Genomic DNA, 17,427 nt, shown 5'->3' on the forward strand with positions numbered 1-17,427 from the left:
GTTAGCCTTCATGCTGCATTCTGTCGGCCGCACTGAATTCGACCACGCCGTCGTCATGGTGCGCGACCGGCTGGATGCGCTGGCGCCCCATTACGAACGGCAGGGCTTTCATCTCAGCGACAAGGCCGTGCACAACCTGGGGTCGTGCAACCGCCTGATCGTGCTGGAAGGCACGTACGTCGAATTGCTGGGGTGGCCGCCCGGCGCGCCGCCCGCGCGCAAGGAAATCGCCGATTCGCCCTTCGGCCTGGAAGCGCTGGTGTTTCGCACCTATGACGCCGAAGCCACCTACACGCGGTTGCGTGAGGCCGGCTTTGCCGTCAACCCCGTGCAGGAGCTGACCCGTCCGGCCATGCTGGACGGCCAGGAAGTTCAGGCCCGATTCCATACCGTGCGCTTTGCCGAGCAACCCTTGCCCGGCATCCGCATGTATTTCTGCCGTCACCTGACGCCCGAGTGCGTCTGGTCGCCGGCATTGATGGCGCATCCCAACGGGGCCCGCAGCCTGCATCGTATCGACGCGCGCGCGGCGGACGCCCGAGGCGTGGCCGAGCGCCTGGCGCTGGTGGCCGGGGTGACGGCCGAAGCCGCCACCGGCGGCTGGGACTTGCCGCTGGCGAACCTGCGCATTCATGTCCAGCAGGACGATGCGGCGCAGACGCCGGTCTTGTCCACCCTGACCCTCGAAAACCGCGACGGCGCGCATTACACCCTGGATACGGGCTTGTAAGCTACCGGCGTAAAGCCGGCTCGTGGATCGGCCCGCCGCTTTCCGGCGGGCTTTTTCATGCCTGTCGTTCCCCTGGCGTCCGCGCAGGCAGCCGGCGCAGGCCTTGCGCGCTTGGGGCAAACCCGGGTTGCCTGGCAAAGTGTATGCACTTTAGTATGCACTTCATCCCGACTGGAAATTTGCCCACGCGATCCGGTATGACGCTCTCCCAACCCTCGACGCGACCCGTTGCCCGCGCCGCCCGCACGTCGGCCGGACAGGCCGAACTGTATGGCGCCGTCAAGGCGATGGCGGTGCGTTTCGAATTCAAGCCGGGCGAACGCATCAACGAGGTTGAACTGGCGCGCCGCCTGAACGTCAGCCGCACGCCGCTGCGCGAAGTGCTGAACCAGTTGATGGTCGAGGGCTTCCTGACACGGTCGGTCAACCGCGGCTTCATCGCGCGGCTGCTGGATGCCAAGCAGATCCACAGCCTTTACGAATATCGCGCGGTGCTGGAAGCCGGCATCGTGCGCGCGGCGTGCGAACGCGCCACCAACGAAGAATTGGCCAGCCTGCGCGCCTTCGTCGAGCGATCGCGCGACGAACCCGAAGACAGCGATGCCGCCAGGCTGCTGGAACTGGATGAAGCTTTTCATCTGGCGCTGGCGCGCTACTCGCGCAACGAGGAATTCGTGCGCGCGCTGGAAAGCGTCAATGCGCGCATTCATTTTGTGCGCTGGATCGACATGCAACAGGGCCGCCGCAGCCACACGCAGGGCGAGCACCTGCGGATCGTGGATGCGCTGGAGCGGCGAGACCTCGACGCGTTGCCCGCCCTCATCAGCGCGCACATCGGCCGGCGGCTGGACCAGATCACCGACGTCATACGCACGGGTTTTTCTACCATTTACATGCGGGACCAGGCCGAACCCGCCAAGGCAGTGTCGGCCAACACCACAACAGCAGGGGAAAACTGATGAATAAAACGATCAAGCGGACGCTGGCGGCGGTATGCACGCTGGCCGCGGCAGGGGGCGCTTTTGTCGCCGCGCCGGTGATGGCCGAGGAACGGCCGCTGATACTCGTCGTGCCGTATCCGCCCGGTGGCAGCACCGACATCCTGGCGCGGATCCTGCAGCCGCGCCTGTCGCAGCAGATGGGCGGCCGCGCGGTGGTCGTCGAAAACCGACCGGGCGCAGCCAGCCAGATCGCCACCGCATTCGTGGCGCGAGCCGAGCCGGACGGCAACACGCTGCTGGTCAGCTTTGACAATCACGGCATCAATCCAGCCGTGAAGCCCAAGCTGCCCTATGACACGTTCAAGGATTTTGTCGCCATCGGGCAGACGGTGCGCTTTCCGCTCGTGATCGGCGCAAACCCGAGCGTGCCTGGGGACAACCTGAAGGACTTCCTGGCGGCGGCCGCCAAGCAGCCGCCCAACAAGTTCAACTACGCCTCCACGGGCGTCGGTTCGCTGAATCACCTGGCGCCGGAAGAACTCAAGCGGTTGTCCAAGGTCGAGCTGTTGCACGTGCCTTACGGCGGCGGCGGACCGGCCATCCAGGCGGTGGTCGGGGGCCAGGCCAACATGACGTGGCTGAGCTATGCGGCCCTGCGCGGCCAGATCCAGGGAGGCAAGATCAAGCCGCTGGCGGTTGCCGGCGAGAAGCGCCTGCCCGAATTGCCCAATGTGCCGACCGTGGCCGAATCGGGCTTTCCCGGCTTTGTCGCCTATTCGTGGAGCGGCATGTTTGCGCCCAAGGGCACGCCGCCTGCCACCGTCAAGAAGCTGACGGCTGATTTCCAGGCGGTGCTGGCCGATCCCGAGATCAAGAAGAAGGTCACGGAAGCGGGCTTTGAGATCGTGGCCTCAGATGGCCCGGCGCTGGATGCGTACGTGAAGTCGGAATACGACCGCTGGAGCGCCTTCATCAAGAGCAGCAACATCAATCTGGATAACTGAACGGCGTCGGTCCGGCGCGGCGGCAAGGCCGCCGCTGCGGGCCGGCTCTTGAATTACGTGGAGATGACATGGAACACATGAACGGCGCCGAAGCGATGGTGCGGATGCTGCAACACAACGGCGTCAAACACATTTTCGGCCTGTGCGGCGACACCACGCTGCCGCTGTATGACGCGCTGTACCGCCTGGATCACGGCATGCAGCACATCCTGACGCGCGACGAGCGCAGCGCCGGCTACATGGCGGATGCCTATGCCCGCGTGACGGGCAAGGTCGGCGTGTGCGAAGGCCCCAGCGGCGGCGGCGCAACCTATCTGCTGCCTGGCCTGGTCGAAGCCAATGAATCGTCGATTCCCGTGCTGGGCATCACGTCGGACGTGGCTGTCGGCTCGCGCGGCAAGTACCCGCTGACCGAACTGGACCAGGAGGCGTTGTACCGTCCGCTGACCAAGTGGAACCGCACGATCGATCGCGCGGACCAGATTCCGGGCATGGTGCGCGCGGCCTTCCGCGCCATGACGACCGGCAAGCCCGGCTCGGCGCACCTGTGCTTTCCCTATGACGTGATGAAGCAGCAGGTCGATGCGTCCGATGTCTGGGCGCAGCCCGAGCACGGCAGCTTCCCGGCCATGCGCTTTGCGCCGGACCCCGCCGACGTGGCCCGCGCGGCGCAGCGTCTGGTGGCCGCGCGTTCGCCGGTCATCATCTGCGGTGGCGGCGTGGTCATCGCCGGCGCCAGCGGCGCGTTGCAAGAATTGGCCGAGGCCCTGAAGGCCGCGGTCTGCGTGACGGTGAGCGGGCAGGGCAGCTTGGCCGACACCCATCCGCTGAACGCGGGCGTGGTGGGCTCGAACGGCGGCGTGATGGCGACGCGCGATGTGGTCGCGGCCGCCGACGTGGTGCTCTTCGTGGGCTGCCGCGCGGGGTCGACTTCGACCGAGCACTGGCGCTTCCCGAATCGCGACGTGCCGATCCTGCACATCGACATAGACCCGATGGTGATCGGCGCCAACTACCTGACCGAAGTCGGCCTGGTTGGCGACGCCAAGCTGGCGCTCGAGGCGCTGTCCGCCGAAGTGCAGGCGCGCATCAAGCACCGGCCCTCCGATGCGGCCGATGGCGCGGTGCTGGCCGGCCGCGCGAAGGCCGCGCGCCGCGCGCAGCTTGAACCGCTGGCCGCCAGCCTGGATGCGCCGATCCTGCCCGAGCGCGTGGTGCAGTCGCTGAACCGCCTGCTGCCCGACGACGCGGTGGTGTGCGCGGATCCCGGCACGCCGTGCCCGTATTTTTCGGCGTACTACGATGTCTCGCGCCCCGGCCGCCACTTCATCACCAACCGCGCTCATGGCGCGCTGGGCTTTTCGATGTCGGCGGCGCTGGGCGCCTGGGTCGGCCGTCCGCAGTCCAAGTGCGTGTCGGTGATGGGCGACGGCAGCTTCGGCTTCACGGTGGGCGAGCTGGAAACCATCGTGCGCCACAAGGCGCCGCTCTTGATGGTGGTGTTCTCGAACTCGGTTTATGGCTGGATCAAGGCCAGCCAGAAGGCCGGTTACGACAAGCGCTACTACAGTGTGGACTTCAACCGCACCGACCATGCGCGCATTGCCGAAGCCTACGGCGTGAAGGCATGGCGCGTCGAGGATCCGTCCAAGCTGGACGCCGCGATCAAGGCGGCCATGGAACACGACGGTCCCGCGCTGATCGACGTGGTGACGCAGCCGCTGCAAGACGCCGCGGCGCCCGTGAGCCAATGGATGGGCTGATGCGCTAGCCGCGTTCGCTGCATTGCCGATGGGGCCCTTCGCGGGGCCCCATTTTTCTTGGCCGGCCGGATTAGAAAAAAATTCCACGCCGGCGGACGCGCTCCTATACTGGACCGCTTCGGAGCGGCGGGCCGCGGGCGCCCGGCGCCGTCAACACGACAGCAGAGGGGGCGGGCATGGACCTGGGGATCAGCGGCAGAAAGGCACTGGTGTTTGGCGGCAGCCGCGGCATGGGGCGCGCCTGCGCCTTGCAGCTTGCGCGCGAGGGCGTGGCGGTGACCATCGCGGCGCGCAATCCGAAGACGCTGGAGGAAGCCGCCGCCGAGATATCGCGTGAGACCGGCACCGGCGTGGGTTGGGTGTCTGCCGACCTGACGCTTCCGCAGGGGCGCGACGCGGCCATGGCCGCCTGTCCGCATCCGGACATCCTGATCAACAACGCCGACGGCCCGCTGCCGGGCGACTTCCGGGACTGGTCGCACGACGACTGGATTGCCGCGCTGGACGCCATGATGCTGGGCCCGATCGACATGATCCGCCGCGTGGTGGACGGCATGGTCGAGCGGCGCTTTGGCCGGATCGTCAATATCGTGTCGCGTAGCGTGAAGGCGCCGCACGCCGAGCTGGGCCTGTCCAATGGCGCGCGCTCGGGCCTGATCGGCTTCGTGGGCGGCCTGGCGCGCCAGACCGTGCGCCACAACGTCACGATCAACAACCTCTTGCCTGGCGCCTTTGCCACCGATGCGCAGATCCGGCATATTCAGGGCATGGTGGAGCAGGGCGGCAAGACGTTCGAACAACTGTGGGACGAGCGGGCGCGCAGCAATCCCGCCGGCCGGTACGGCCAGCCCGAGGAACTGGGCGCGCTGTGCGCTTACGTCTGCTCGGCCCACGCCGGCTACATGACGGCGCAGAATCTGCTGATCGACGGGGGCGGTTACCCCGGGACCTACTGATGGCATCAAAAACATCCATGGATCAGACGGACCTCAAGATACTCGCGCTGCTGCAAAAGGACGCCACCTGTTCGGTGGCCGAAGTGGCCGAGCAAGTGAACCTTTCCGTGACGCCGTGCTGGCGCCGCATCCAGAAGCTGAAGGATGACGGCGTCATCGCGCGCAACGCCATCCTGCTGGACCCGCGCGCGCTGGGTTTGAACCTGACGGTGTTCGTGTCCATCCGCACCAGCCAGCACAACGAGAAGTGGACGCAAAGCCTGATCAACGCGGTGATGGCGTTGCCCAACGTCGTGGAATTTCACCGCATGGCGGGCGACGTCGACTATCTGCTGAAGGTGGTGGTCGAGGACATGGCGGCCTATGACCGCTTCTATCGCCGGCTGATCGGGGCAGTGGACCTCCTGGACGTCAGCGCCAGCTTTTCGATGGAAGTCATCAAAAGCACCACGGAATTGCCCCTGAACGCGGTGTAGGCGCGCGTCGCGCAAATTTTTTTCTGCCGCCCGCGCCGCCGCGGATGCAAATTTCTTTCTGCGTGTTGCGCGGGCCCAATCTGGCAATGCTTTTGCGTGAGGGGCGGCGTAGGATATCGCTCACTCCAGTCTTGGAGTGATTTGGGATATCAGAGGACCCTATGTCGTTGGCAGTGCCCGCCGGCTGCGCCGGATTGCAGAAAACGCGGCAAGCAGCATCGGTGGATGACCTGCTGGCCGGCTGGAACGGCGTCGACGACCTGTGGGTGTTTGCCTACGGTTCCCTGATATGGCACCCCGGCTTTGCCTGGCGCGAACGGCGCCTGGCCACGGTGCGGGGCTATCACCGCTCGCTCTGCCTGTGGTCGCATGACCACCGCGGATCGCCGGACAATCCGGGGCTGGTGTTCGGCCTGGACCGTGGCGGCTGTTGCCGCGGCGTCGCGTTTCAGATCGCGGCCAGCGACGTGCCGCAAGTCTTTCAGGCCTTATGGCGGCGCGAGATGGTCACCGGCGCCTACAGCCCGCGCTGGCTGACCTGCCACACGGACGATGCGCCCGTGCGTGGACTGGTGTTCCTGTTGAACCGCGCCTGCCGCGAGTACGCAGCCGATCTGTGCGACGACCGCCTGCTGGCGTCCGTGCGCAATGCGGTCGGGCATTCCGGGCCTTGTCTGGACTACGTGGTGGAAACGGCACGTGCGTTGCGCGCGCACGGCATCGACGACTGGCGCCTGGGAGACCTGGTGCGCAAGTTGGGCCACGCCTTCTGAAGCGATCAGAATTGCCAGCGGCCGAACACGAACGCCACATTGCCCGCGCCGCTTGAACCCGGGATGTACGTGGCGTAAAGCATGGCGTCCTTGTAGCCGGCGCTGACCAGCGGCAGGATGCCGGGAAATGGCACGTAGCTCATGATGTCGTGGCGCGCGGTGAGGAACACGGTGTAGCCCGCGCCAAGCCGGACGTTGTCGCTGACCTGGCCGATTTTCAGAAAGCCGTAGCCCGCAATGGGCTGCACCTTCGAGTGCGAGTCCAGAAACGCCATCGCGTACAGTCCCTGCCAATCCCCGTCCTCGTCGTAGATGCTGCGCCCGTAGCCGCCGCCCCAGGCCAATTCACGGAAGCTGTCGATCTTTTCGGCGCTGTATTTGGCGCGGTTGTGCCAGGCGTAGCCGCTGACATAGAGGTCGTTACCGCCTTCGGTCCAGATCTGGTCGATGCGGTTGCACGCGGACTTGGCCCATGAAGGCATGTCGTCGCAAGCGTGGGCGGTAACGGTGAAAACGGACAACAGCAGGCAAAACAGCGCGGCTTGGAGTCTGGTGGTCATGGCGGCCCCAGGGAAAAGATGACAGTTCCGTTACTGTAACGGAGGGCATGTCGTCTTCCCTGTCAAAGGGCTGTCATCCCCGCGGATTCGGGGGTATCGCCGCCGATCCGGCGGCGTGGGGTGGCGGGGGCGCTACAACAGAAAGATGGTGGCCAGGCCCAGGAAAATGAAGAAACCCAGCGAATCGGTGGCGAAGGTGAGCAGCACCGACGAGCCCATCGCCGGGTCCTTGCCAAAGCGCGCGCGCACCATGGGCACCAGCACGCCGACCGAGGCGCCGACCAGCATGTTGCAGATCATGGCGGCCATCATCACCAGCGCGATGGACACGGAGTGCGAAATTACCCACGCGAACAGGGCGGCCACCACGCTGCCGCACAGTCCCACCAGCAGCGTCACGAAGAGCTCGCGCTTGACGAGCTGCCACAGGTTGCGGCCCGTGATGCGGCCCATGGCCAGCGCCCGGATGATGAGCGTCATGGTCTGGTTGCCGGAGTTGCCGCCGATGCCCGCCACGATCGACATCAGGAAGGCCAGGATGACGATCTGGCTGACCGTGCCTTCGAACTGCGATGCCACGAACGACGCCGTGGCGGCGGTACAGAGATTGAAGAGCAGCCACGGCGCACGGTTGCGCAGCGCGGTGGTGACCGGGGCGAAGATGTCTTCTTCTTGCAGACCGGCGCGCGACAGCGCCTGCTCTTGCGAGTCTTCGCGCATCACGTCCACCACGTCCGCGATGGTGACGCGGCCGATAAGGCGGCCCTGGTCGTCCATCACGGGGGCGGACACCAGGTCATAACGCTCGAAGGCGCCAGCGGCGTCGGCGTCGGAATCCAGCGGGTTCAGCGTCAGGAAGTCGGAATTCATGACTGCCCGCACTTCGGTTTCGGGCTCGCTGACCAACAGGCGCGACAGCGGCAGGATGCCCTGCAGCTTGTCCTGGCGGTCAACGACGAAGATCTGGTCGGTGTGGTCGGGCAGTTCGTGCAGCCGGCGCAGGTAGCGCAGCACGACCTCGAGCGTGACGTCCTCGCGCACGCGCACCATCTCGAAATCCATGATGGCGCCGACGCTGTCTTCCGGATAGCCCATGGCTTCCAGGAGCTGCGCGCGTTCTTCCTCGGTCAGGCCCTTTTGCACTTCCGCCACCACGTCGGGCGGCAGGTCGGGCGCCAGGTCGGCGAGCTCGTCCGCGTCCATGCTTTCGGTCGCGGCGACGAGGTCCTGGCGGTCCATCGCCTCGATCAGCGATTCGCGGACCCAGTCTTCGACTTCGAGCAGGACGTCCGCGTCGTGCTCAGGGCTGACCAGCTTCCAGATCGCCTGGCGCTCGTCCTTGGGCAGCGATTCGAGGATGAAGGCGATGTCGGCGGGGTGCAGGCCGTCGACAAGCGTCTTCAATTCGGCTTCGTGCTGGCGGTGCACCAGGTCTTCGACCAGGGGCGCCTTGGCGTCGCCTTCTTCCTGGCGGTGAACCAGTTCTTCGACGAGGTGCTGGCGCCGCAAGCGCTCCTGGACTTCCGCGAGGGCGGTCTGGGCGTCTTCCGGGTCGAGGCGGCGGGGCGTCGCGGGCGGTTTCTGCGCGGCGGCGGACTGCGTCATGCGTTACGGCTCAAAGTGTGGGGAGAGGGCGGCTGCGCCGAGCTTCGTCGGTGGCGACGTAGGTCAGCGTGGCCTCGGTGACCTTGACGACTTCGGCGTCCAGGCGCTGGCGCTCCGCGTAGACCTCGACGGATACCGTGATGGACGTGGTGCCGGTCTTGACGATGGCGGCGTAGAAGCTGAGCAGGTCGCCCACGAACACGGGCTCTTTGAACTGGAAGGCATTGACCGCCACGGTGGCCACGCGGCCGGCGGCACGGCGGGCGGCAGGGATGGACCCTGCGATGTCTACCTGGGACATGATCCAGCCGCCAAAAACGTCCCCGTGGATGTTCGCGTCGGCCGGCATCGGCATGACGCGCAACACCGCGTCGCGATGGGCTGGCAGAGTCGTAAACGGGGTTTTGGTGCTGGAGGTCATGCGGCCGACTCCAATGCTAGAGAACCAGCCGATTATGCAGGAAAAACGCGACGGCGGCGTGCGCGTTGACGCCCGCCGCCGTCGCCTTGCGTGGTCATCAGGTCGCCAGCTTGACGATCCCGTAGCCGCCAACCAACAACCAGACGTAAAGGATGAAGCCCAGGGCCATGACACGCGGGCCGGCCTTGCGGATCTGGGCGAAGCGGGTTTCGATGCCCAGCGCGGTCATGGCCATGGTCAGCGCGAAGACGTCGAGCCGGCGGATGGCGGCGACGATATCGGCGGGAATGATGTTCAGGGAATTGACGATGGCCAGCGCCAGGAAGCCCACGGCGAACCAGGGGATGGGCAGCTTTTGACCCTTGCCTTGGCCGCCGCCCGCGTGCGAGGCGGCGCTGCGCAGGTACATGCCCAGGATCAGCAGCACGGGCACGAGCAGCGCCACGCGGGTCATCTTGACGATGGTGGCGACTTCCGTCGTGGCGGGGTCGATGTTGCTGGCCGCGCCAACCACCTGCGCCACCTCGTGAACGGTGCCGCCAATATAGATGCCGAGCGCCTGGGTGTCGAAGTTCAGCCAGCCCGCGTGATAGAAGACCGGGTAGAGGAACATCGACAGCGTGCCAAACAGCACCACGGTCGCCACGGCCACCGCGCTCTTGTGGGGGGCGGCGCGCAGCGTCGGTTCGAAGGCCAGCACCGCGGCCGCGCCGCAGATGGCGCTGCCGGCGGCGGTCAGCATGGCCGTGTCGCGATCCAGGCCCAGGAGCCGTTGGCCGACCACGGTGCCGATCAGCAGCGTGCCCACCACCACGGCCACCGAGACCGCCAGGCCCGGCATGCCCACGGCGGCAATCTGCTGGATGCTGATGTTCAGGCCGTAGAAGGCAACCGCAATGCGCAGCAGGCGGCGCGCCGTGAAGTTCACGCCCACGCCCCAGTCTGCGGGCATGGTGCCGCGCAGGAAGTTGCCGTACAGCATGCCGACGACGATGCCCACGACCAGCGGCGAGAAGCCTAGTTGGCGGATGAAGGGAAGATCGGCCAGTTGCATCACTGCGCCGGCCATCAAGCCCACGAACAACACGCCATTGAGCTTGTCGCGCCAGGGCGTGGCCGCGGCAGCGGGCGCTGCCGCGGCGGCGGCGGGGGTGGAGGGAAGTGGAACGGCGGTGGTGGTGGAGGTATTCATTACTGGCCCTTTGGGCATAACTACATAACTAGACGAAATATTAGATCCGGCCGTATTATTTGAAAAATATTCAATCTAAATATTGAATATCAGAAAATCTGATATCAGGTCGATCATGACGCCGGATCAATTGCTTACGTTCGCCGCGGTCGCCGATACCGGCAATATCAGCCGCACCGCCCAGGCGCTGCATTTGTCGCAGCCGGCGGTCTCGGGCCAGCTGCGCGCCTTGCAGGAGTGGTTTGGCGAGCCCCTGTACCGCCGCAGCGGCCACGGCATCGCGCTGACCGAAGCCGGCGAACGCCTTGCCGAGCAGGCGCGTCAGCTGAGGCAGGTGTACCGGCAGGCGCAGGCCGTGCGGGAATCGTGGCGCGGACTGGAAACCGGCGCGCTGCGGCTGGGCGCCAGCACCACGCCGGCCAGCTATCTGCTGCCCCGTCTGGTTGCGGACTTTCGCCACGACTTTCCCGCCGTGAGCCTGCACCTGTCCGATGGCAACACGCGCGAGATCGTCGAGCGCCTGCCCGCGCTGGATCTGGCGTTCATAGAAGGGGATGTTCCCGCCGGATTGCCTGCCGATACCGCGGTGCATGCGTGGCGCCAGGACGAGGTCGTGGCGATCGTGCGGGCCGATCATGCCCTGGCGCACAAGGGCGCCGTGACGCTACGGGATCTGGCGGCCTCGCCGCTGGTGATGCGTGAACCGGGTTCCGGCGTGCGCCGGCTGGTGGAACGGGCCTTCAGCGATGGCGGGTTGGCCCCGTCTGTCGGTCTTGAGCTGGCCGGGGTGGAAGGCGTGAAGCAGGCCGTGCGGGCAGGGTTGGGCGTGGGTTTCGTGTCGGTGATGTCGATGCGGCACGAAGACGGCGCGCTGGCGGCCTTGCGGCTGTTGCCCAAACCGCTCACGCGGACGCTGAGCATCCTGGTGCCGCATGCCGATGCCGCCGCCCGCGCCGCCGAGCGCTTCCTGGCGATGTGCCTGGCGGTCGGCGGGCAGGAGGGCTAGGCCGGTATCAGGCCTTGGCCAGCCGCTTGAGCGCGAGCTGCACCCAGTACGTGCCGCCCAGCGGCAGCAGATCGTCGTTGAAGTCGTAGCTGCCGTTGTGCAGCATGCAGGGGCCCAGGCCGTGGCCGCTGTCGCGGTGCTCGCCGGTGCCGTTGCCGATCCAGACGTAGCAGCCCGGCAGTTCCTGCAGCATGAAGGCGAAGTCCTCGGCGCCCATGGTCGGCTGCACGTTCGCGTTGACGTTGGCGTCGCCGACGATGTCGCGGAGCACGTCGGCGCAGAACGCCGCTTCCTCGGGATGGTTGATGGTGGGCGGATAGTTGCGCTGGAAGGTGAACTCGACCTCGCAGTCCATCGCCGCGCTGGTGTGGCGCGCGATTTCTTCCATACGGCGTTCGATCAGGTCCAGCACGTCCAGCGTGAAGGTGCGCACCGTGCCGCGCAATTCGGCATGGTTGGGCACCACGTTGTCGGCGCTGCCCGCATGGATCTGCGTGATGCTGAGCACGGCCGCGTCCAGCGGATTGCGGTTGCGCGTGACGATGGTCTGCAGCGATTGCGCCATCTGCACCGCCGCCATGACCGGGTCGATGCCCAGGTGCGGCATGCCCGCGTGCGTGCCCTTGCCCTTGATGACGATCGAGAATTCGTTGCTGGACGCCATGATGGGGCCGGGCGTCAGGCCGAACTGGCCGGGCTTCATGCCGGGCCAGTTGTGCATGCCGAACACCGCTTCCATCGGGAAACGCGTGAACAGGCCGTCGTCGATCATGCGCTTGGCGCCGCCGCCGCCTTCTTCGGCGGGCTGGAAGATCACATAGACCGTGCCGGCGAAATCGCGGTGCTCGGCCAGGTATTGCGACGCGGCCAGCAGCATGGCGGTGTGGCCGTCGTGGCCGCACGCGTGCATCTTGCCGTCGTTCTTGCTGGCGTGCGCAAACGTGTTGGCCTCCTGCATGGGCAGCGCGTCCATGTCGGCGCGCAGGCCTACCGCGCGATCGCCGGGCTGGTTGCCGCGGATGATGCCCACGACGCCGGTGCCGCCCAATCCGCGATGGATTTCGATGCCCCATTCCTCGAGCTTGGCCGCCACCACATCGGCGGTGCGGAACTCTTCGAAGGCCAGTTCGGGATGCGCGTGGATGTCGCGTCGGATCTTGGAAATATCCTGGTGCCAGGCAACGATGGGTTCAAGGAGTTTCATGAGCGAACTCGGGGGAAATAGGGGGAACGGACAAAGGGTATCATCATTCAAAAATCAATTTAATGGAGACAAATACCATGACGCGTCCGTGGCTTGCTCAGTATCCCCAAGGCGTTCCTGCGGAGATCTCCACCGAGGAATATTCCTCGCTGACCGACTTGCTGGACCGGGCCTGCAAGCGGTACGCGACGCGCATCGCCTGCACGGCGATGGGCAGCGACCTCACCTATGCGCAGCTGGACGGGCACGCGCGCGCGTTCGCGGCCTGGCTGCAAGGGCTGAACCTCGAAAAGGGCGCGCGGGTCGCGCTGATGATGCCCAACGTGCCGGCCTACCTGGTGTGCATGCTGGGGACGCTGCGCGCGGGCATGACGCTGGTGAACGTCAATCCGCTCTACACCGCCGATGAATTGCAGCGCCAGTTGCTGGACAGCGGCGCGTCCGTCATCGTCATCCTGGAAAATTTTGCGCATACCTTGCAGCAGGTTGCCGATCGCGGCGAACTCAAGCACATCGTCGTGACGGGGCCCGGCGATCTGCTTGGCGGCCTGAAGGCGCCGCTGGTCAACCTGGCCGCGCGCTACATCAAGAAGATCGTGCCGCCGTGGCAAATCGACGGCGCGCTGGCGCTGCCCAAGCTGCTGCACGAGGGTGCGCACCTGCCTTTCAATCCGCCGGCCATTTCGATGGATGACGTGGCGGTGCTGCAGTACACGGGCGGCACCACCGGCGTGCCCAAGGGCGCCATGCTGTCGCACCGCAACCTGGTGGCCAACGTGCTGCAGACCGAGGCGGTCGCGCAGCCGGTCGTGCACGACATGGCGGACCAGCAGCTCACCATCATCAGCGCGCTGCCGCTCTATCACGTGTTCGCCATGACGGTGTGCGGTCTTTATGCCCTGCACGCGGGCATGCGCAACGTGCTCATCATCAATCCGCGCGACCAGCCTTCGCTCATCAATGCGTGGCGCAAGACGCCGGTGAATGTGTTTCCCGGCGTCAATACGCTGTTCAACGCGCTGGCGCACAACGAGGACTTTGCGCGCCTGGACTTCTCGGGCCTGCGGCTGACGCTGGGCGGCGGGATGGCCGTGCAGCAGCAGGTGGCCGAGCGCTGGCTGAAGATCACGGGCCGGCCGCTGATCGAGGGCTACGGCCTGTCCGAGACGTCGCCGGTGGCGACGGTCAATCCCACCAACGCCACCGCGTATTCCGGTTCCATCGGGCTGCCGCTGCCGTCGACGGACGTCGCGATCCTGGACGATGCCGGCAACGAGGTGCCGCTCGGAGAACGTGGCGAGGTCGGCATTCGCGGACCGCAGGTCATGCTGGGGTACTGGCGCAAGCCCGACGAGACGCGTAATTCGATGACGGCCGATGGGTTCTTTCGGACCGGCGACATCGGCATCATGGACGAGCAGGGCTACACGCGCATCGTGGACCGCAAGAAGGACATGATCGCGGTGTCCGGCTTCAAGGTCTATCCGAATGAGGTCGAGGCCGCGGTCGCGCAGCATCCGGGGGTGCTGGAATGCGCGGCGATCGGCGTGCCGGACGAGCACTCCGGCGAGGCGGTCAAGGTGTTTGTCGTGAAGAAAGACCCGTCGCTGACCGAAGCCCAGGTGCAGCAATGGTGCAAGGACAAGCTGACGGGCTACAAGCGGCCGCGCTTCGTTGAATTCCGCGACGAGCTGCCCAAGAGCAACGTGGGCAAGATTTTGCGCCGCGAACTGCGCCCCGACGCGCAGGCCGCGGCACCCACGAAGACGTCCGCCTAGCGGGGCGCCTCAGCCTTGCTTGTTCAGGTGAGGCGCAATCATTTCGTGCAGCGCGCGTTCGATGGCGGGATTGCCCGCCACGACGCGCCCGCCGATCGGCCAGGGATCCTGCTTGTGCATGTCGGTGCACACGCCGCCCGCCTCGCGCAGGATCAGCGTGCCCGCGGCCACGTCCCAGGGCGCCAGGCCCATTTCCCAATAGCCGTCGTACCGGCCGCAGGCAGTCCAGGCCAGGTCCAGCGCGGCCGCGCCCATGCGGCGCACGCCGCGCGCGCGGTTGATGGCGTCGTGCAGCATCGGCATGTATTGCGCGGCGAACGAAAAATCGCGGAACGGAAAGCCCGTGGCCAGCACGGCGTCTTCGATCGTCTGCGTGCGCGAACACGAGATGCGGCGGCCATTGAGCCACGCGCCCACGCCGTACACGCCCGTGAAGAGCTCTTCGCGGCTGGGGTCGTAGACCACGCCGATGACCGGCGTGTCTTCGGCCAGCGTTTCGTTGGCGGACATCGTGGTGCCGGCGTGCGCGATCAGGGCGATCGACACGGCGTAGTGCGGGATGTCGTGCAGAAAGTTGGTGGTGCCGTCGAGCGGGTCGATGTACCAGGTGGCCACGCCTTGGGCCTTGCCGCCCGTTTCCTCGGCGACGATGCCGAACTTGGGGGTGCGGGCCTTCAATTCCTGGATGATCGCGGCCTCCGCCTCGCGGTCCGCCTGGGACACGAGGTCGTTGCGGGCCTTGCGATCGATCACGAGATCGGCGCGATGGTGCGCGTAGGATTGCAGGATGGCTGCGCCAGCATGAGCTGCCGTGACGGCCGCGTCGATCGCGGCGCACAGGTCAATGGGCGATGCCAGCGATTGGGGCTGATCGTAGGTATCCATTAGTCCAGTGTAAGCCCACCAATGCGGCAAACCTGTAGCAAACGGACTAATCCTTTCGCCGCGTGGTGCGCATCCAACGCGAACGGCCATGTGGCCGGATAATTCGCGCTTCATCATGTTTGTATCTTTGGGCTGAATGTCTGTGACTTATGTTCCGCTGGTCCCCGCAACGGGGGATGTCGACGCCGACGGCAGGCTGGTCAGCGCCGTTTATGGGGACGTCTACCACTCCCCGTCCGGGGCGATGGGCCAGGCCGAGCACGTTTTCCTGCGGGGCAACGGACTGCCGGAGCGCTGGCGGGGGCGCGCGGCGTTCATCGTCTGCGAGACGGGGTTCGGGCTGGGGCTGAACTTCCTGGCGCTGTGGAAGGCCTGGCGCGATGACCCGCAACGGCCGGCGGCGCTGCATGTCGTCTCGATGGAAGCGCACCCCTTTTCGGGGGACGACATGGCCGCTTTGCTGGCGCGCCATGCGCCCGAGCCGCTGGCCGGCATGGCGCGCGCGCTGGCCGCGCAATGGCCGGCGCTGCTGCCGGGTTTGCACCGGCTGGAATTCGAGAACGGCGCCGTCACGCTGACACTGGGCTTTGGCGACGCGCAGGCGCTGGCCCCCCAGCTGGGCGCGCGGGTGGACGCATTTTTCCTGGATGGCTTTGCACCCGAGCGCAATCCGCAGATGTGGGCGACGCCGCTGCTGCGCGCCCTGGCGGATCTGGCGGCGCCAGACGCCACGGTCGCCACCTGGGCGTGCACCGGCGAACTGCGCCGCAATCTGGCCGACGCCGGCTTTGACGTGCGGCGCGCGCCCGGTTACGGGGGCAAATGGCATATGACCGTGGGGCAGGTCCGCCAGGCGGGAACCGCCGCGCAGCCCGCGGCGGTCTCGTCGGGACAGCATGCCGTGATCGTGGGGGCCGGCCTGGCTGGCGCGGGAATCGCCCACGCGCTGGCGCTGCGCGGGTGGCGCGTCACCGTGCTGGACGCGGGGCGCGCGCTGGGCGCACCGGCCCATGCCGGCCACCTGGCCGCCGCGCTGACGCCGGTGGTGGCGCGCGACGACAATGCGCGGGCGCGGCTGTCGCGGGCGGGCAGCGAAAGGGCGCTGGCGCGCTGGCAGGGCCTGCCGGGGGGCGCGGCGCCCCGGGTCTGCGGCACCGTCCAGGTCGAGCGCGACGCCGGCCGGTCGGCGGCGCTGGCGGGCACCCTGGAAGCGCTGGCATTTCCGGCGGATTGGGTGCGCCAGGTGACGCGCGAAGAGGCTGGCGCATTGGCCGGACTGCCCGTGGCGCGGGGCGGCGTGTTCTTTTCACAAGGCATGTTGGTGCAGCCCGGGCTGCTGATCGAGGCGCTGCTGGCCGCGGCCGGGGCTGCGGTGATTGCCGGGCGGGCCCACCGCGTCTCGCTCGCAGGGCAGGGCTGGCGGGTGCAGGATGCCTCGGGGACGGAACTGGCCCGGGCGGACACCGTGATCCTGGCCAATGCCGCCGGTTCACGCGAGGTACTGGCGGCCAGTGGCTTGCTGGACCCGCTGCCCCGCGTCGCCCAGATGCACGCGCTGGCCGGCGAGGTGACGCTGATCCCCGCGGCGGCCCTGGACGGCGGCCCGCGGTGCATCGTCGGCGGCGAAGGCTATCTTCTGCCGGATATTGGCGTGGGCTGCGTGGTCGGCAGCACCTATGTCCATGGCGCCGCCGAGGCCTCGGTGGGCGCCGAAGGGCAGCGTGTCACATTGGGCAAGGCGGCGGGGCTTCTTGCCGGCCACTTCCCGGCATTCGACGCGCTGGTTCCGGGCGATCTGCCCGGCTGGGCCGGGTGGCGCGCCGTCCTCCCGGGCCGTCTGCCGGCCGTCGGCGAGCTGCCCCACGCACCGGGTCTGTGGCTGGCCGCCGGCTACGCGTCGCGCGGATTGTCGTGGTCGGCGCTGATGGGGGACCTGATCGCCGCGCGTCTGATGGGCGAACCGCTGCCGCTGGAGACCGATCTGGCCCAGCTTGTTTCACCACGATGAAAAAAAATTAATGCGCCCGGGGCGGCACGCCCGGCTGGCGTAGAATTGTAAGAATTGCCGGAATTTGGCGCCAATAGGCCGCAATTGACCTTTCGGGCCGGCAAGTCGGCGACTCGGCGGCATCT

At 66.8% G+C, this 17,427-nt stretch carries 16 protein-coding genes; 10 read left to right on the forward strand and 6 right to left on the reverse strand.

The features are described from left to right. Nucleotides 1-10: 10 nt before the first annotated feature. From V6V88_RS03520 to V6V88_RS03550, 7 genes are all read left to right on the forward strand, one after another. On the forward strand, nucleotides 11-730 hold the full coding sequence (locus V6V88_RS03520; RefSeq protein ID WP_280002958.1) for a VOC family protein: 720 nt from the start codon (nucleotides 11-13) through the stop codon (nucleotides 728-730). 197 nt (nucleotides 731-927) lie between these two features. Then, entirely contained in the window at nucleotides 928-1,689 is a 762-nt protein-coding gene (locus V6V88_RS03525; protein ID WP_338617852.1) for a GntR family transcriptional regulator, read from the forward strand. Between the two features lie 80 nt (nucleotides 1,690-1,769). Continuing rightward, nucleotides 1,770-2,675 carry a tripartite tricarboxylate transporter substrate binding protein gene (locus tag V6V88_RS03530; protein ID WP_230965009.1) on the forward strand — a complete coding sequence of 302 codons (906 nt, stop codon included), beginning with the start codon at nucleotides 1,770-1,772 and terminating at the stop codon, nucleotides 2,673-2,675. A gap of 68 nt (nucleotides 2,676-2,743) precedes the next feature. Continuing rightward, nucleotides 2,744-4,438, forward strand: a complete 1,695-nt coding sequence (locus tag V6V88_RS03535) for a thiamine pyrophosphate-binding protein (RefSeq protein ID WP_223574285.1) — start codon at nucleotides 2,744-2,746, stop codon at nucleotides 4,436-4,438. Nucleotides 4,439-4,614: 176 nt separating this feature from the next. Further along, nucleotides 4,615-5,394, forward strand: coding sequence for an SDR family oxidoreductase (locus V6V88_RS03540; protein ID WP_056320795.1), 780 nt, complete (start codon nucleotides 4,615-4,617; stop codon nucleotides 5,392-5,394). Between the two features lie 17 nt (nucleotides 5,395-5,411). Then, the gene (locus V6V88_RS03545; RefSeq protein WP_056320797.1) at nucleotides 5,412-5,870 is read left to right on the forward strand and encodes an Lrp/AsnC family transcriptional regulator; all 459 of its coding nucleotides are present in this window, start codon (nucleotides 5,412-5,414) and stop codon (nucleotides 5,868-5,870) included. 161 nt (nucleotides 5,871-6,031) lie between these two features. Beyond that, nucleotides 6,032-6,643 (forward strand): gamma-glutamylcyclotransferase, encoded by a 612-nt coding sequence (locus V6V88_RS03550; RefSeq protein ID WP_056320800.1) that lies wholly within the window; start codon nucleotides 6,032-6,034, stop codon nucleotides 6,641-6,643. 5 nt (nucleotides 6,644-6,648) lie between these two features. On the opposite strand, the gene pagP is transcribed toward V6V88_RS03550, so the two are convergent. From pagP to V6V88_RS03570, 4 genes are all read right to left on the reverse strand, one after another. Beyond that, nucleotides 6,649-7,203 carry a lipid IV(A) palmitoyltransferase PagP gene (gene pagP / locus V6V88_RS03555; protein ID WP_338617866.1) on the reverse strand — a complete coding sequence of 185 codons (555 nt, stop codon included), beginning with the start codon at nucleotides 7,201-7,203 and terminating at the stop codon, nucleotides 6,649-6,651. Between the two features lie 132 nt (nucleotides 7,204-7,335). Next, nucleotides 7,336-8,808: a magnesium transporter gene (gene mgtE / locus V6V88_RS03560; protein WP_062841653.1), complete on the reverse strand. Its 1,473-nt coding sequence runs from the start codon at nucleotides 8,806-8,808 to the stop codon at nucleotides 7,336-7,338. A gap of 10 nt (nucleotides 8,809-8,818) precedes the next feature. Beyond that, complete coding sequence (locus tag V6V88_RS03565) at nucleotides 8,819-9,229, reverse strand: acyl-CoA thioesterase (RefSeq protein WP_056320808.1); 411 nt, start codon at nucleotides 9,227-9,229, stop codon at nucleotides 8,819-8,821. Nucleotides 9,230-9,326: 97 nt separating this feature from the next. Further along, the gene (locus tag V6V88_RS03570; RefSeq protein ID WP_338617874.1) at nucleotides 9,327-10,421 is read right to left on the reverse strand and encodes a YeiH family protein; all 1,095 of its coding nucleotides are present in this window, start codon (nucleotides 10,419-10,421) and stop codon (nucleotides 9,327-9,329) included. A 115-nt stretch (nucleotides 10,422-10,536) separates the two neighbouring features. On the opposite strand from V6V88_RS03570, the gene V6V88_RS03575 reads away from it, so the two are divergent. Continuing rightward, a complete protein-coding gene (locus tag V6V88_RS03575) occupies nucleotides 10,537-11,427 on the forward strand; it encodes a LysR family transcriptional regulator (RefSeq protein ID WP_056320812.1) in 891 nt (296 codons plus the stop codon). A 7-nt stretch (nucleotides 11,428-11,434) separates the two neighbouring features. Here the strand turns inward: V6V88_RS03575 and V6V88_RS03580 are convergent, their stop codons facing one another. Then, a complete protein-coding gene (locus V6V88_RS03580; protein WP_056320815.1) occupies nucleotides 11,435-12,631 on the reverse strand; it encodes a M20 aminoacylase family protein in 1,197 nt (398 codons plus the stop codon). A gap of 77 nt (nucleotides 12,632-12,708) precedes the next feature. Here V6V88_RS03580 and V6V88_RS03585 point away from each other — a divergent pair, with 77 nt between their 5' ends. After that, the gene (locus V6V88_RS03585; protein WP_280002947.1) at nucleotides 12,709-14,409 is read left to right on the forward strand and encodes an AMP-binding protein; all 1,701 of its coding nucleotides are present in this window, start codon (nucleotides 12,709-12,711) and stop codon (nucleotides 14,407-14,409) included. Nucleotides 14,410-14,418: 9 nt separating this feature from the next. Here V6V88_RS03585 and V6V88_RS03590 read toward each other — a convergent pair whose 3' ends face one another. Then, nucleotides 14,419-15,294 (reverse strand): inositol monophosphatase family protein, encoded by an 876-nt coding sequence (locus tag V6V88_RS03590; RefSeq protein ID WP_056320819.1) that lies wholly within the window; start codon nucleotides 15,292-15,294, stop codon nucleotides 14,419-14,421. A 136-nt stretch (nucleotides 15,295-15,430) separates the two neighbouring features. On the opposite strand from V6V88_RS03590, the gene mnmD reads away from it, so the two are divergent. Continuing rightward, nucleotides 15,431-17,302 (forward strand): tRNA (5-methylaminomethyl-2-thiouridine)(34)-methyltransferase MnmD, encoded by a 1,872-nt coding sequence (mnmD, locus tag V6V88_RS03595; RefSeq protein WP_338617891.1) that lies wholly within the window; start codon nucleotides 15,431-15,433, stop codon nucleotides 17,300-17,302. Nucleotides 17,303-17,427: the final 125 nt, after the last annotated feature.

This window comes from Achromobacter sp. E1 (assembly GCF_037039475.1).
GTDB lineage: Bacteria > Pseudomonadota > Gammaproteobacteria > Burkholderiales > Burkholderiaceae_B > Achromobacter > Achromobacter mucicolens.